The sequence below is a fragment of the Novosphingobium sp. KACC 22771 genome, from assembly GCF_028736195.1.
GTDB lineage: Bacteria > Pseudomonadota > Alphaproteobacteria > Sphingomonadales > Sphingomonadaceae > Novosphingobium.
In genome coordinates this window covers 424,111-438,869 of sequence record NZ_CP117881.1, presented here as the reverse complement: position 1 = coordinate 438,869, position 14,759 = coordinate 424,111, and the positions used below count along the sequence as shown (strand labels likewise).

17 protein-coding genes are annotated in these 14,759 nt (G+C 62.7%); 10 read left to right on the top strand and 7 right to left on the bottom strand.

Going from position 1 to position 14,759, the window contains the following annotated elements:
- Positions 1-276 precede the first annotated feature (276 nt).
- Together PQ467_RS02035 and PQ467_RS02030 are read left to right on the top strand one after the other, a co-directional pair.
- Entirely contained in the window at positions 277-552 is a 276-nt protein-coding gene (locus PQ467_RS02035; protein ID WP_274174902.1) for a ribbon-helix-helix domain-containing protein, read from the top strand.
- Positions 553-785: 233 nt separating this feature from the next.
- On the top strand, positions 786-1,076 hold the full coding sequence (locus PQ467_RS02030) for a hypothetical protein (RefSeq protein ID WP_274174901.1): 291 nt from the start codon (positions 786-788) through the stop codon (positions 1,074-1,076).
- A gap of 42 nt (positions 1,077-1,118) precedes the next feature.
- Here the strand turns inward: PQ467_RS02030 and murA are convergent, their stop codons facing one another.
- On the bottom strand, positions 1,119-2,402 hold the full coding sequence (gene murA / locus PQ467_RS02025) for a UDP-N-acetylglucosamine 1-carboxyvinyltransferase (protein ID WP_274176067.1): 1,284 nt from the start codon (positions 2,400-2,402) through the stop codon (positions 1,119-1,121).
- Between the two features lie 189 nt (positions 2,403-2,591).
- Between murA and galU the strand changes: the two genes are divergently transcribed.
- Positions 2,592-3,488 carry a UTP--glucose-1-phosphate uridylyltransferase GalU gene (galU, locus tag PQ467_RS02020; RefSeq protein WP_274174900.1) on the top strand — a complete coding sequence of 299 codons (897 nt, stop codon included), beginning with the start codon at positions 2,592-2,594 and terminating at the stop codon, positions 3,486-3,488.
- Between the two features lie 197 nt (positions 3,489-3,685).
- Here the strand turns inward: galU and PQ467_RS02015 are convergent, their stop codons facing one another.
- The 3 genes from PQ467_RS02015 to PQ467_RS02005 all read right to left on the bottom strand — a co-directional run bounded on the left by PQ467_RS02015 (position 3,686) and on the right by PQ467_RS02005 (position 5,721).
- Positions 3,686-4,213 carry a hypothetical protein gene (locus PQ467_RS02015; protein WP_274174899.1) on the bottom strand — a complete coding sequence of 176 codons (528 nt, stop codon included), beginning with the start codon at positions 4,211-4,213 and terminating at the stop codon, positions 3,686-3,688.
- 125 nt (positions 4,214-4,338) lie between these two features.
- On the bottom strand, positions 4,339-5,328 hold the full coding sequence (thiS, locus tag PQ467_RS02010; protein WP_274174898.1) for a sulfur carrier protein ThiS: 990 nt from the start codon (positions 5,326-5,328) through the stop codon (positions 4,339-4,341).
- Between the two features lie 18 nt (positions 5,329-5,346).
- Positions 5,347-5,721, bottom strand: a complete 375-nt coding sequence (locus PQ467_RS02005; protein WP_274174897.1) for a MerC domain-containing protein — start codon at positions 5,719-5,721, stop codon at positions 5,347-5,349.
- Between the two features lie 180 nt (positions 5,722-5,901).
- On the opposite strand from PQ467_RS02005, the gene PQ467_RS02000 reads away from it, so the two are divergent.
- The 4 genes from PQ467_RS02000 to rpsI all read left to right on the top strand — a co-directional run bounded on the left by PQ467_RS02000 (position 5,902) and on the right by rpsI (position 8,367).
- Positions 5,902-6,942 carry a COX15/CtaA family protein gene (locus PQ467_RS02000; RefSeq protein WP_274174896.1) on the top strand — a complete coding sequence of 347 codons (1,041 nt, stop codon included), beginning with the start codon at positions 5,902-5,904 and terminating at the stop codon, positions 6,940-6,942.
- Positions 6,942-7,268: a divalent-cation tolerance protein CutA gene (gene cutA / locus PQ467_RS01995; protein ID WP_274174895.1), complete on the top strand. Its 327-nt coding sequence runs from the start codon at positions 6,942-6,944 to the stop codon at positions 7,266-7,268. The genes PQ467_RS02000 and cutA overlap by 1 nt, the downstream gene beginning before the upstream one ends.
- A 137-nt stretch (positions 7,269-7,405) precedes the next feature.
- Complete coding sequence (rplM, locus tag PQ467_RS01990; RefSeq protein ID WP_168603342.1) at positions 7,406-7,885, top strand: 50S ribosomal protein L13; 480 nt, start codon at positions 7,406-7,408, stop codon at positions 7,883-7,885.
- On the top strand, positions 7,885-8,367 hold the full coding sequence (rpsI, locus tag PQ467_RS01985) for a 30S ribosomal protein S9 (protein WP_168603341.1): 483 nt from the start codon (positions 7,885-7,887) through the stop codon (positions 8,365-8,367). Before rplM ends, rpsI begins: the two co-directional genes overlap by 1 nt.
- 60 nt (positions 8,368-8,427) lie before the next feature.
- Here the strand turns inward: rpsI and PQ467_RS01980 are convergent, their stop codons facing one another.
- Positions 8,428-9,213 (bottom strand): 3'(2'),5'-bisphosphate nucleotidase CysQ, encoded by a 786-nt coding sequence (locus tag PQ467_RS01980; protein ID WP_274174894.1) that lies wholly within the window; start codon positions 9,211-9,213, stop codon positions 8,428-8,430.
- A 131-nt stretch (positions 9,214-9,344) separates the two neighbouring features.
- Between PQ467_RS01980 and sucC the strand changes: the two genes are divergently transcribed.
- Positions 9,345-10,544 (top strand): ADP-forming succinate--CoA ligase subunit beta, encoded by a 1,200-nt coding sequence (sucC, locus tag PQ467_RS01975; protein ID WP_274174893.1) that lies wholly within the window; start codon positions 9,345-9,347, stop codon positions 10,542-10,544.
- 61 nt (positions 10,545-10,605) lie between these two features.
- Here sucC and PQ467_RS01970 read toward each other — a convergent pair whose 3' ends face one another.
- Positions 10,606-11,043, bottom strand: a complete 438-nt coding sequence (locus PQ467_RS01970) for a winged helix-turn-helix transcriptional regulator (RefSeq protein ID WP_274174892.1) — start codon at positions 11,041-11,043, stop codon at positions 10,606-10,608.
- 54 nt (positions 11,044-11,097) lie between these two features.
- On the opposite strand from PQ467_RS01970, the gene PQ467_RS01965 reads away from it, so the two are divergent.
- On the top strand, positions 11,098-11,706 hold the full coding sequence (locus tag PQ467_RS01965) for an NAD(P)-dependent oxidoreductase (protein ID WP_274174891.1): 609 nt from the start codon (positions 11,098-11,100) through the stop codon (positions 11,704-11,706).
- On the opposite strand, the gene PQ467_RS01960 is transcribed toward PQ467_RS01965, so the two are convergent.
- On the bottom strand, positions 11,703-13,106 hold the full coding sequence (locus PQ467_RS01960; RefSeq protein WP_274174890.1) for a helix-turn-helix domain-containing protein: 1,404 nt from the start codon (positions 13,104-13,106) through the stop codon (positions 11,703-11,705). The genes PQ467_RS01965 and PQ467_RS01960 overlap by 4 nt on opposite strands.
- A 116-nt stretch (positions 13,107-13,222) precedes the next feature.
- Here PQ467_RS01960 and PQ467_RS01955 point away from each other — a divergent pair, with 116 nt between their 5' ends.
- Positions 13,223-14,749 (top strand): acyl-CoA carboxylase subunit beta, encoded by a 1,527-nt coding sequence (locus PQ467_RS01955; RefSeq protein WP_274174889.1) that lies wholly within the window; start codon positions 13,223-13,225, stop codon positions 14,747-14,749.
- Positions 14,750-14,759 lie beyond the last annotated feature (10 nt).

Genomic DNA, 14,759 nt, shown 5'->3' with positions numbered 1-14,759 from the left:
GCGATATCACGAGGGGCTAGCCCCATGTGGCTCCCAGATACTGTCTTTGTTTCGCTAGAGTTTAGACGTTGGGTATCGACCGCGATGGCTGAATTGATAAAGCCTGCTGCGCCGATCATCTAGCGCCGCAGGCTTTCAACCTCCTACCGCCACCTTGACAACCAAGCGCCACCCCATAGCGGGATTGCAAAGGCCCCCCGCCCTTTGCCCGCCGGAGGCATACAACGCCCACTCAAGCCGCTATCGCTTCCCGTCACCTGCCACTACACTCTCCTTATGCCGACACCCTACCACCCCCCCGTCAAACGCTCAGTTGAAATCGCCGGACATAAGACCTCGATCAGCCTTGAGCCCTTGTTCTGGAACATGCTGCGTGATGCGGCGATGCGGGAGGGGGTCTCGGTCAATGCGTTGGTGGCGCGAATCGATGCGGAGAGAATTGCCTGTGAAACGCCTCCCGGCCTGGCCGGGGCGGTAAGAATCTGGCTGGTTGCGCAGCCTTTCGTCGCAGTAAATGCACACCCCGACATCGACCGAAGCAGCGGTGATTAACCACAGGCTGCGCTTCGACAACGAAGCGATGCTTGTCAAGAATATGGTCGGTTCGCTTTGGATCTGCCGGGCTTTGAAGACAACCGGCGGGAATGCAGCAAACCATGTTGCAGTGGCTATATGCGGGCGAAAGCGTAAACCATCAGGAACAGTTCGTCGCAAAAACCGTTCATCTTAAGTTGAACTCGGTTGGTGCTTTATGGCCCCAGCCAAGTCTAAACAGGAGATGCCCAATGCCCAATTTTGTTAAGTTGATCGCCATGTCTTCGGCTCTGGCGGTGGTGGCCGTGCCGGCAATGGCTGAAGCCCGCCCCGCCAAGCGCGTGGTCAAGGTCTGCCGCAAGTCGAGCGGCACAGCGGGTCTGATCGCCGGTGGCGCAGGCGGCGCGCTGGTGGGCCATGCTGCGCTGGGCGGTCCGGTGGGTCTGGTGGCAGGCGCGGTGGGCGGCGCCTTTGCGGGCCGTGCGATTGACCGGACGATCACCGCGAAAAAGCGCTGCCGTTATGTCGAGGTGCGCCGTTAATGGCTTTGACCCGGCGGTCTTTGCGGCCGCCGGGTCGTTCCGTCAATCGCTGCCGACGCGCTCGATATCCGCGCCCAGCAAAGCGAATTTCTCTTCCAGCCGCTCATAACCGCGATCAAGATGATAGAGGCGGTGAACCGTAGTTTCACCTTCGGCCGCCAATCCGGCAATCACCAGGCTCATTGATGCGCGAAGATCGGTCGCCATCACCTCGGCCCCGGTCAAACGCGGGACGCCATGCACGATGGCAACGCGCCCCTTGGTCTCGATCCGGGCGCCCATGCGCGTCAATTCCGGCACGTGCATATAGCGGTTTTCAAAGATGGTTTCGGTCAGCACGCTGGTCCCCTCCGCGCGGGTCAGCATGGCCATCAACTGGGCCTGCATATCCGTGGCGAAACCGGGATAGGGCGCTGTCTCGACGGTGACAGGGCGGATCGGGCCGTTGGCGGCCACGAAGATGCTGTCCTTGCGCGGTTCGACATGGACCCCCGCCTCGCGCAAGGCGGCCAGCGTGGCGTCCATTTCGTCGGCGCGCGCGCCCAGCAATTCGACCTCGCCACCGGTGATGGCGGCGGCGCAGGCATAGGAACCGGCTTCGATTCGATCCGGCATGACCTGATAGGTTGCACCGTGAAGGCGCTTAACCCCATGAATGGTTAGCTCCGAAGTGCCGATGCCCTCGATCTGGGCGCCCATCGCCACCAAGAGGTTGCAAAGATCGACAATTTCCGGCTCGCGCGCCGCATTGTGCAGGCGGCAGGTACCGTTGGCCATGCTGGCCGCCATCAACGCATTTTCCGTTGCGCCCACCGACACCACCGGGAAGGCATAGCGCCCACCGGGCAAACCGCCATCGGGGGCCACCGCGCGAACATAGCCCGAGGTCAATTCAATGGTCGCGCCAAAGGCTTCCAACGCCTTCAAATGCAAGTCGATCGGGCGATTGCCGATCGCACAGCCACCCGGCAGCGACACCGTTGCCTCGCCCGCGCGGGCCAGCAGCGGGCCAAGCACCAGAATAGAGGCACGCATTTTGCGCACCAGTTCATAGGGCGCCGTCGTGCTGGTCAAACGAGTAGCCTGAAGGGTCATAACTCGACCAAAATCTTCTGGCCTTGTCCCGGCGATCGACGTAGAAACGCCGAACTGGTTCAGCAAATGCTGAAATCCATCCACGTCTGCCAGACGCGGCAGATTGCGCAGGGTCAGGGGTTCCTCGGTCAGCAGCGCGCAAGGCAGCAGGGTGAGGGCCGAATTCTTGGCTCCCGACACCGGAATGGCTCCGGAAAGTCGCTTGCCACCGCGAATGATGATTTTGTCCATCCCCACCGTTTAGGAGCCATTTGTGCTGTCGGCAATGGGCGGATTGTGAAAGGCTGGGGGCGGTCTGGAAAGGGCCGGGGGCGGATTGCGCATGGACAGGTCGAAAAAATTAACCAAGTCGTAGAACTTGTAATTTAGGTAAAACTACAGCTAATTCGGCTAAGATGTCGGGAACGAAAGCGAGAGATCATGATACATTCGCGTGAAATCAAACCCGTCCGCAAGGCGGTATTTCCAGTTGCTGGCCTTGGGACGCGCTTCTTGCCCGCCACCAAGGCTATTCCCAAGGAAATGCTGCCGATCGTTGACCGCCCGTTGATTCAATACGCCGTGGATGAAGCCCGCGAAGCCGGTATTGAAGAGATCATTTTCGTTACCGGCCGCGGCAAGACCGCCATCGTCGAACATTTCGACACCGCCTTCGAACTCGAAGCGACGATGAAGGAGCGCGGCAAGTCGCTCGACGTGCTCGAACCCACCCGCATCAAGCCGGGCAATCTGGTCACCGTGCGCCAGCAGGTGCCGATGGGCCTGGGCCATGCGATCTGGTGCGCGCGCGCGATCGTGGGCGATGAACCTTTCGCCATCATCCTGCCGGATGAATTGATGGTCGGCAAGACGGGCTGCCTCAAGCAGATGGTCGAGGCCTATAACCAGACCGGCGGCAACCTGATCTCGGTGCTCGAAGTGCCGCGTGAGGAAGTGTCGTCCTATGGCGTGATCGCGCCGGGCAAATCGGAAGGCAATTTGACCGAGGTGACCGGCCTGGTCGAAAAGCCCAAGGTGGAGGCCGCGCCTTCGAACCTGATCATTTCGGGCCGCTATATCCTTCAGCCCGAGGTGATGGACGTGCTGGCCACGCAGGGCAAGGGCGCGGGCGGCGAAATTCAGTTGACCGACGCCATGGCGCAGATGATCGGCCAACAGCCGTTCCATGCCGTGACCTTTGAAGGCAAGCGCTATGACTGCGGCTCGAAGGTCGGCTTTGTCGAGGCGACGCTGGCTCTGGCGCTGGAGCGCGAGGACATGGGCGCCGAAGTGCGCGAAATGGCGCGCAAGCTGCTGGGCGAACCGGCGCTGGCCTGATCGCGGCACATGATTGAACAGGGGCGCGGGAGGGTATCCTTCCCGCGCTTTTTTATGTTTCGCGCCACCGCGCCCGGCGCGCAACGGTAAAACGTGCCCGGCGGGCAGCGGAAAAACGTATCCGGCGCGGCGCGGGCAAAGAGAAAGGCGCGCAGGGCCCCCACCCTGCGCGCCTTTTCCCTGCGTATTTGAGGATTTCAGGCGGCTTCCTTATCCACCCATTCGGGGTAAAAAGCCGGTTCGCGCATCGACCAGCCCGGCGCGGTGGCCGCGGCCTCGCTGATCGACTGGAGCAATTTCTTGCGCCGCTCGGGGCGGATCTGGGGCAGAGCCGCCGCCGCGCAAAAGGCCGAGGGCAGCCAGGGGCGCACATCGGCTCCCAGCAGGCGCTCATAAAGGAAACGATAGGCGGTAAAGCCCGTAAGCTTTTCCTGCGCCAGATCGAAGGCGGTCAGGCGGACCAGCTTGCCCAGGAAGTTTTCCACCGCGTCGAGCGAGGATTCGCTGGGCTTTTCACCGCGGAGCGTCTTCAGCTCCTGATAGATGACATACTGGCTGCGGATGCTGGCGCTCTCGGCCGCATCGCGCGCCCAGAGCTTGAAGGCATCCTGACGCCCCAGCCCCACATCAAGGCTGCGCTTGATGTAACGCTGTTCGCAAGGCGAGAAACTGGCGAATTCGCGCAGTTCGGCAATGGCGAGCGTTGCGGTTCCGGTGTTGGCCATCTTCGTGATCCCTCGGCGCGGACTATTCCGGCCTCGTGATCACAATGCCTTCAACGTCTTGAAAAGCCGTTAACCATCCTCAACAATTCCTAGGTGGGCCATATTAAGCCCACCGCAGAATTTGTTCAGATCATGCCCGCCAGCGGGCTGCTGGGATCGGCATATTTGCGCGTGGCCATGCGGCCGGCCAAATAGGCCTCGCGCCCGCCCTCAACGGCCAATTTCATGGCCTTTGCCATACGGATAGGGTCCTTGGCCTCGGCAATGGCGGTGTTCATCAACACCCCGTCCACGCCCAGTTCCATGGCCACGGCCGCATCCGATGCGGTGCCCACCCCGGCGTCAACCAATACGGGCACCTTGGCGCCCTCGACGATCAGACGAATCGTAACTTTATTCTGAATGCCCAGCCCCGAACCGATCGGCGCGCCCAGCGGCATCACGGCCACCGCGCCCGCTTCTTCCAACTGTTTGGCCGCGATGGGATCATCCACGCAATAGACCATGGGCAGGAAGCCCTCCTTGGCCAGCACCTCGGTGGCGCGCAGCGTTTCGCGCATGTCGGGATAGAGCGTGCGCGCCTCGCCCAGCACTTCGAGCTTGACCAGATCCCAGCCGCCCGCTTCCCGCGCAAGGCGCAGCGTGCGGATCGCGTCCTCAGCCGTAAAGCAACCGGCGGTGTTGGGCAGATAGGTGACCTTCTTGGGGTCGATGAAGTCGGTCAGCATCGGCGCCTTGGGGTCCGACACGTTGACACGGCGCACCGCCACCGTCACGATTTCCGCGCCCGACGCCTCCAGCGCGGCGGCGTTCTGGGCGAAATCCTTGTACTTGCCGGTGCCCACGATCAGGCGCGAGCGGAAAGTGCGCCCCGCAACGGTCCAAGTATCCTCTGCGCTCACGTCACCACCCCCTACAAAATGCACGATCTCCAGAACATCGCCATCGGCCAGCGCCACATCGGCCAGCGTGCTGCGGGGCACGATGATCGCATTGCGCTCCACCGCCACCTTGGTGGGCTCAAGGCCGATGTCGGCCACAAGGTCGGCCACGCTGGCGCCATGGGCAATCCGGCGCGGCTCGCCATTCACTGTCAGGGAGATCGTTTCGCTCATGCCTCGCGCTATTGCGCGTCAGGCCGCGTGGCGCAAGTTCCGGATGTGGGCAAAGGCAAGAAGAATGACGCCCGGAATGGTCATCGCGATTTCCGGCAGCCCGTGCGGCACGGCCAGCCCGCCCGCCATCAGCACCAACCCGATAGAGCCCAGCACCAGCGGTTCGCGCCGCCCATGCCGCGCCAGTCCAAAGCCCAGCCCCAGCGCGCCGATGGCAATGGCCAGCATCAGCCCATATTCATGCACATGCGGGTCGAGCAGCACACCGCCCCCCACGCCCAGCAGGCCCACCAGCACCACGCCCGAAACGCAATGGACCAGACAAAGCGCCGAAAGCGCCACGCCAAGCCGGTCGAGCCGGGCGCGAATCAGGGCAAGGGCGGGGGTCAACATGAAAGCTCCGATATGTGATAATGTATCATGTGGCAAGGGCCTGCATGATTTCAACCCCGCAGGTGCAGATAATAATCGCCCGCCTGCCCGATGATATGTCTTGCGATCGGTTGACATTCATTGAATCAGAAACCCCCGGGCGCACCCCAAATGCCCCTTTGCAGGACTACGGCTTTCATCATGCAGCACACCGTCACAAACCCCGCTTCTGCCGCCCGCCCTTTGCTAGTGGCGCGTTGGCTATGGGCCGTGGCCGCGCTGGTGGCGGGCATTGTGGTGGTGGGCGGGATCACGCGGCTGACCGAATCGGGCGTCTCGATCACCGAATGGAAGCCGGTCAGCGGCGCTTTGCCCCCCTTGACCCAGGCGGCATGGGAGGCCGAATTCGCCAAATATCGCGCCACCCCGCAATATATATTGATCAACGGCCCGGCGGGCATGACGCTGGCCACCTATAAGATGATCTTCTTTTGGGAATGGGTACATCGCCTGCTGGCGCGCGGGATCGGGCTGGTGTTTGCGCTGCCCTTGGTGATTTTCTGGATCCGGCGCCAGATCCCGGCTGGCTATCACCTACGGTTGGTCGCGCTGCTGGCGCTGGGCGCGTTGCAAGGGGCCGTCGGCTGGTGGATGGTCAAATCGGGCATCGCCCATGATGTGAAGGTCAGCCACCTGCGGTTGGCCACCCATCTGGGCGTGGCGCTTTTCACGCTGGCGGGGCTGGTGTGGACGGCGCTTGATCTGCGCGCTCTGGCCCGGGGCGAGGCGCGCAGCCGGCTGACGCCGCTGGCGATGCTGGCCGGAGCCGTGCTGGCGGTGCAATTGATCTGGGGCGCGTTCACAGCGGGTCTGCGCGCAGGCCATGTGACCGACGAATGGCCGCTGATGAACGGCCACATCTGGCCCGGCCCGACTCAAAGCGGCGAGAGCTTTATGCAGGCCATCACCGGCGATCCGGCGATTGTCCATTTCCTGCACCGCTGGTGGGCGTGGGTGGTGGTGGCGGTATTGGTGGTGCTGGCCCGGGCCCTGAAAAAGCGTGGCCAACGCGCGCCCTCCATCGCAATCCACAGCGCCTTTGGCGTCCAGATCCTGCTGGGCATCGCCACGGTGATGAGCGGCGTGTCGATCCCGCTGGCGGTCGCGCATCAACTGGTGGGCGCACTGCTGGTGGTGGCAACGGTGTGGGGCATGCACGCGTTGGGCAGCGAGCGGCGGTGATGAGTGCGCTGCCTGCCCCCGTGCTGCTCTGGTGCCCCTTTCCCGATGCGGTCAGCGCCAAGGCGGCCGCGCGAGTGCTGGTTGAGGCGGGATTGGCGGCCTGCGCCAACATCCTGCCCGCAATGCAATCGGTCTATGCCTGGGCGGGCGAAGTGCATGAAAGCGGCGAGATCGGGGTGATCTTCAAGACCAATGCCGATCTGCGCGAAACGTGTATCGAACGGCTGGCGGAACTGCACCCCTATGAGGAGCCGGCGATTTTGGGCTGGGAATGCCCGCTCTCCGGCCCCGCGACCATGGCATGGCTGGGGGCGCTGAAAGGATGAAATCGGCACGGTATTATTTTACCGCGCGTTAAAAAGCCCGGAATGCTTGACTCTTGGGGCCATTTGCAACATTAGCGCCGCCACACCCCCCGCCGCGACCGCGTAGCGGGGTCGTCATTTATACGGGAACCAAAGCCATGAAGGCTCTCACCAAGGTCACCCGGTCGGTCAAGCCGGCTGAGGTGGAAAAGAAGTGGCATCTGATCGATGCCGAAGGTCTGGTGCTCGGCCGTCTTGCCGTCATCATCGCCAACACGCTGCGCGGCAAGCACAAGCCCACCTTTACGCCCCACGTTGACACCGGCGATCACGTCGTCGTCATCAACGCCGACAAGGTGCGACTGACCGGCAACAAGCTGAAGAACAAGGTGTACTACAAGCACACCGGTTATGCCGGCGGCATCAAGGAAGTGACCGCTGCCAAGGTTCTGGAAGGCCGCTTCCCCGAGCGCGTGATCGAGAAGGCCGTGGAACGCATGATTCCGCGCGGTCCTCTGGGCCGTCAGCAGATGCGTGCCCTGCACCTCTACGCTGGTGCCGAGCACCCGCACGCCGGCACCCAGCCTCAGCCGCTGGACGTCGCTGCCCTGAACCGCAAGAACAAGGTTGGTGCGTAATGTCTGAAGAATTCTCCGCTCTGGCCGAAATCGGCACCGCCGCTCCGGTTGCCGCTGCTCCTGCCGCTCCGCTTCGCGCTCGCGAAGTTGACGCTCAGGGCCGTTCGTATGCCACCGGTCGTCGTAAGGACGCCGTGGCCCGCGTGTGGATCAAGCCCGGCACCGGCAAGATCACCGTCAACGGTCGCGATCAGGAAACCTACTTCGCCCGTCCGACCCTGCGTCTCGTGATCAACCAGCCCTTCGGCGTGGCTGACCGTTCGGGCCAGTATGACGTGGTCTGCACCGTCAAGGGTGGCGGTCTCTCGGGTCAGGCCGGCGCTGTCAAGCACGGTATCGCCCAGGCTCTGGCCAAGTTCGAGCCCGCCCTGCGCGGCGCCGTCAAGGCTGCAGGCTTCCTGACCCGCGACCCGCGCGTCGTTGAACGTAAGAAGTACGGCCGCGCCAAGGCTCGCCGCAGCTTCCAGTTCTCGAAGCGTTAATCGTTTCAGGAATGGCGAAAAGGGGCGGTCCGGCAACGGGCCGCCTTTTTTCATGGGCGCTTATGGCCGCTGCGAGAGCAGACGCGCACGCTCCGCCAGACGCTCGATCAGAGCGGCATGGATCGCGGGCGCCGATACCGCCACGCCGAACACGCGCGGATCGAGCTTATTGTAATTGAGCTTGCCGCCCCGCGCATCGCTGATCGCGGCGCCCGCCTCGCGCGCGATGAGGGCGGCGGCGGCCAGATCCCACTCATAGCCCCAGCGCAAGGTCGCCACGAGGTCGGCCCGGTCGGCGGCAACCATGGCAATGCGCAGGGCAATCGAATTGGGTTGCTCGATCATTTCCAGATCGGCGTCCTCGGCCGCCAGAACGCGGGTGGGCACGCGCGCGCCCGCCAACTGCGCGCGGGAGGAAGCGGTCAGTCGCTCCCCATTGCAAAACGCCCCCTGCCCGGCCTCAGCCTGCCAGAACTCGTCGCGCGCGGGGGCATGCAGCATCGCCAGCAAGGGGCGATGGTTGCTGACCAGCGCGACCGAGATGGCCCAACCTTTACGCCCATGGATGAAATCGCGCGTGCCGTCGATGGGATCGACCAGCCAGACCAGTTCGCCCGCACGCTGATTCGGCGCGTCAATGGTTTCCTCCGACAGCCATCCCGCGCAGGGGAGCAGGCGGGTCAATTCCGCCCGCAGGAAAGCATCGACCGCCAGATCGGCCGCAGAGACCGGCGTACCGTCCATTTTTCCATAGACTTCCAAAGCTTTGTTATCGATCGGCCATTGCGACAGGGCAATCTCTCCGGCGCGGCGGACAATGGCTTCGAGGCGGACGCGATCAAGCATAGACGGTGCGCCGGCAGGAAAATTTGCAATTAAGAATGATTAGCACATCTTTCCCTTCCCATCGCCGATCACCTGTGCTTATCCCGCCGCCAATCAAAGGGCCGTAAGGCTTGCCATAGCGAGAAGCACCGATGAACGTCCATGAGTATCAGGGCAAAGAACTGCTGGCCAAGTTCGGCGTTGCCATTCCGGCGGGCTATCCGGCCCTTTCGGTTGAAGAAGCCGTTGCCGGCGCCAAGCAGCTGCCCGGGCCGCTGTATGTTGTGAAGTCGCAGATCCACGCCGGTGGCCGCGGCAAGGGCAAGTTCAAGGAACTGCCCGCCGATGCCAAGGGCGGCGTCCGTCTGGCCAAGAGCCTGGAAGAAGTCGAATCGCACGCCAAGGAAATGCTCGGCAACACGCTGGTGACCGTGCAGACCGGCGAAGCGGGCAAGCAGGTCAACCGCCTGTATGTCACCGACGGCGTCGACATCGCCAAGGAATACTACATTTCGCTGCTGGTCGATCGCGCCACCGGCCGCGTGGCCTTCATCGTTTCGACCGAAGGCGGCATGGACATCGAAACCGTTGCCCATGACACCCCGGAAAAGATCGCCACGATCGCCATCGACCCGGCGTCGGGCTTCCAGCCGCACCACGGCCGCTCGATCGCTTTCGCGCTCAAGCTGAAGGGCGACACCAACAAGCAGGCGCAGGTGCTGGCCAAGCAGCTGTATGACGCCTTCGTTTCGCTCGATTGCGAAATGCTCGAAATCAACCCGCTGGTTGAAGACGTGAACGGCAACCTGCTGGTTCTCGACACCAAGATGAGCTTCGATTCGAACGCGCTGTTCCGTCACCCCGACGTGTTTGCCATGCGCGACGAAACCGAGGAAGATCCCGCCGAAATCGAAGCCAGCAAGTATGATCTGGCCTACATCAAGCTCGACGGCAACATCGGCTGCATGGTGAACGGCGCGGGCCTGGCCATGGCGACGATGGACATCATCAAGCTCAACGGCGCCTTCCCGGCCAACTTCCTCGACGTGGGCGGCGGCGCCACCACCGAGAAGGTGACGGCGGCGTTCAAGATCATTCTGGCCGATGCGGCGGTCGAGGGCATCCTCGTCAACATCTTCGGCGGCATCATGAAGTGCGACGTCATCGCCAACGGCATCGTTGCCGCGGCCAAGGAAGTGAACCTGTCGGTTCCGCTGGTGGTTCGCCTTGAAGGCACCAACGTGGAACTGGGCAAGGAAATCCTCAACAATTCGGGTCTGCCCATCGTGGCCGCCAACGATCTGGGCGATGCCGCCAAGAAGATCGTCGCCGAAGTCAGCAAGGCCAAGTAAGCCTTTCGACTCGATGACCCAGAAAGGCCCCGCGGCGCATCGGCGCTGCGGGGCCTTTTCTTTATTCCATCTGGCGCCGGTCATAGGCGCGCTGGGCCTCGGCCACCGCGCCCATCCGGGTTTCGGCCCAATCGATCAGCCTTTGCAGCGCCACCAGCAATTCCTGACCCAGCGGGGTGATCGCATAGGTCACGCTGACCGGCACGGTGGGTTCGACATGGCGGGATATCAGCCCGTCGCGCTCGAGCGTGCGCAGCGTCTGCGCCAGCATCTTTTGCGAAATGCCATCGACCCGCCGCTTGAGCGCGCTGAACCGCATATCCCCCTCGCCCAGCATGCCGAGCAGCAGGATGCTCCATTTGTCGCCCACCCGGTCGAGCAATTGGCGCGTGGGGCAATTGCGGGCAAAGACATCGCCGCGTTCGCCGCCTGCGGTCGGGGCCTCATCAAGGGTGGTTACCTCGCGGTAAGCTGGTGAAAGGAAAGTGCTCTCTTGCATGATGTGTTTCCATAGCACACTTAGTTCCCATTGGAAACCAAGTGGAGCATCATCATGAAAGTAGCCGTTCTGGGCGCCAGCGGGCGGGCCGGGTCTGAAATCACCAAAGAACTGGCCGCGCGCGGCCATCAGGTGGTGGCGATTGCCCGCAAGCCGGAAACCATCGCCACCGGCCCCGGCATCACGGCGGTCAAAGGCGATGCTGCCGATCCCTCCGCGCTGGCCGGGCTGATCGCGGGCGTCGATGCGGTGATCAGCGCGCTGCATTTTGACATTTCGGCCGACACCTTGCTCTCCGCCCTGCGTCAGGCGGGCGTCGCGCGCCTGCTGGTGACGGGCGGCGCGGCCAGCCTCAAGCTCCCCTCCGGCGAGCGCCTGATCGACGGGCCGGATTTCCCCGAAGCGTGGAAGGGCGCGGCGATGGGCGGCATCAACTTCCTAGAAGACCTGCGCGGCGTCACCGACATTGACTGGACCTTCTTCTCGCCCGCCGCCTTCATATTCGAAGGCCCGCGCCTTGGCACCTATCGCGGCGGCAAGGACGAGCTGATCAGCGACGAGGCGGGCGAGAGCAAGATCAGCTTTGCCGACTATGCCATCGCCATGGTGGATGAGCTGGAGGCCCATAACCACCCGCGCGCGCGCTTTACCGCAGCCTATTAATCCATGATCCGATAGGGGATGAAGCCGCGCTGGTTCGTGGTGATGTCGATGGCCTTGTCATTGGGCGGATAGGCGCGTTGATGACAATCGTGGCGCGAACAGATGCGGCAGGAAATGCCGATCCGCGCCACCGCCTCCTCGCATTCCAGATTGAGCGTGTCGGCATAGATGAACTCGCTGGCCAGCGTGACTTCACACCCCAGCACCACCGCATAGCGGCGCGGCGGGCGGAAATAGGCGTCCGAGGGTTTGACCAGCCCCTTGGCAAGGAAGACAAAGCGCCGCCCCTCGGGCATCTCGGCCACTTGCAGATGGATGCGGTCAGGGATGGCCACCGCCTCATGTGCGATCCATAGCGGGCAAGCGCCGCCGAAGCGGGCAAATTGCAACCCGTTGGCGGCGTGGCGTTTCGTAATATTACCCGCCATGTCGATGCGGCAAAAGGCGATCGGCACGCCGCGCTGGTGCGGTCTTTGCAGGTTGGACAGGCGGTGGCAGGTCTGTTCAAAACTGGTGCCGAAAATCTGGCGCAACCCGTCAATGTCATGGCGCAGCCGCCGCGCCGCATCGCGGAACGGGCGATAGGGCATCAGCAAAGCCCCCGCCGCATAATTGGTTAGCCCCACGGAAAGCAGATTGCGCGCGGTTTGCGTTCGCATGCCGCCCTTCTCCACCGTCTCGGCAATCTCCTGCGCCAGCGCGATGGCGCAGAGCTGATAGGCCAGTTGAAAGCGCAGGCTCTCATGGGGCTGGCCCGCATCCAGCGTCAGTTCGCGGCGGGCCTCGTCATAATGGCGGATCGGCGCGCCGGGCAGATGGCGCAACGTGATGCTCTGGCGTTCGAACCACGCGGTCAATTGCGCGGTGTCGGGCGTGGGCAAATGGCGCGAGAGGGCGCCGGCCATGGCCTCGGCGCTGGAGTCGATCAGATGGACGTAATTGTCAGCCAGATGGAACCAGTCGCGCACCTCCTCCCACGGCAGGCGCCCGCCCGAAACACTGTCGGCGCCCAAGGCTTCATCCATCGCGGCCAGTCGCTGGGAATCGCGTTTATGGAGACGGTAGAGATGGGCGAATTGTTCGGCGAATTGGGGGAATTGTTCGGCCACGCGCTCGATCTGGTCGGCGGGCAAGGCGTCGCGCAAAAGCGGATCGGCGGCGGCCTCCAGTAATTCGGTGACGATAGGTTCGACCGGGGTTTCGGCCATATCGGCCCAATCCACCGGGAAGATCTCGCGCACCCTTTCGGCCAGCGCCAAAGTCATGGGCCGGGTGTCATTTTCGAGCTGCGAGAGATAGGGCGTGCTGATCCCCAGCCTTTGCGCCAACGCGCCCTGCTTCAGGCCATGATCCTCGCGCAGGGCCTTGAGGAACCGCCCCGCATAGAGCCGCCTTTTCATGCTGTCCTCTCGCTAATTTTTGCAAATTTATCCTTTGCAAATTTGCAACATTACTGTGGACGGGTCAAGCGCAATGGCGCATCGCGGCCCTAAGTGGTTTTGCAAGAGGATAGCCGATGAGCGCGAATGTGGCAGAGATGGAGCGGCGGCGGGCGGCTGCCCGGATGGGCGGCGGCCAGAAGCGGATCGATGCCCAGCATGCCAAGGGCAAGCTGACCGCGCGCGAACGCCTCAAGGTTCTGCTCGACGAGGGCAGCTTTGAAGAAGTCGACATGTATGTCGAACACAATTGCGTCGATTTCGGCATGCCTGACAACACGATCCCCGGCGACGGCGTGGTCACGGGGTCCGGCACGATCAATGGCCGGCTCGTCTTCGTGTTTTCGCAGGACTTCACCGTGTTCGGCGGGGCGGTTTCCGAACGCCATGCGATGAAGATCTGCAAGATCATGGATATGGCGATGAAGGTGGGCGCCCCGGTCATCGGTCTTAACGATTCGGGCGGCGCGCGCATTCAGGAAGGCGTGGCATCGCTTGGCGGTTATGCCGAGATTTTCCAGCGCAATGTGCTGGCCAGCGGCGTGGTGCCGCAATTGTCGCTGATCATGGGCCCTTGCGCGGGCGGCGCGGTCTATTCCCCCGCCATGACCGACTTCATCTTCATGGTGAAGGACAGCTCCTATATGTTCGTCACCGGCCCCGATGTGGTCAAGACCGTGACGAATGAGGTTGTTACGCAGGAGGAGCTGGGCGGCGCGATCACGCATAGCACCAAGACCAGCGTGGCCGATCTGGCGCTGGAGAACGACATCGAGGCGCTGCTGACAGCGCGCGAATTCTTCGACTTCCTGCCGCTGTCGAACAAGGAAGAAGTGCCCGAGCGCCCCAATGCCGACCCGTGGGACCGCCTTGAAGACAGCCTCGATACGGTGATTCCGGCCAGCGCGGCTCAACCTTATGATATGAAAGAAGTGATCCGCAAGACGCTGGACGAAGGCGATTTCTTTGAGATCCAGCCGGGCCATGCGGGCAATATCATCTGCGGCTTTGGCCGGATCGAGGGCAAGACGGTGGGCGTGGTCGCCAATCAGCCTTTGGTGCTGGCGGGCGTTTTGGATATCAATTCGTCCAAGAAGGCAGCGCGTTTCGTGCGCTTCTGCGACGCGTTCAACATCCCCATTCTGACCTTCGTTGACGTTCCCGGCTTCCTGCCCGGAACCAGCCAGGAGCATAACGGCATCATCAAGCATGGCGCCAAGCTGCTGTTTGCCTATGCCGAGGCGACCGTGCCCAAGATCACCATCATCACCCGCAAGGCCTATGGCGGGGCCTATGACGTGATGGCGTCGAAGCATCTGCGCGGCGATCTCAATTACGCATGGCCCACCGCCGAAATCGCGGTGATGGGGGCCAAGGGCGCGGTGGAAATCATCTTCCGCGGATTGTCGGGCGAGGAACAGGCCGAAAAGACCAAGGAATATGAGGATCGCTTCGCCAACCCGTTTGTGGCGGCATCCAAGGGCTTCATCGACGAGGTGATCCACCCCCATTCCACCCGCCGCCGGATCGCTCTGGGCCTGCGCAAATTGCGCAACAAGGCGCTGGAGAACCCTTGGAAAAAGCACGACAATATTCCGCTCTAAGCGGGGAGGG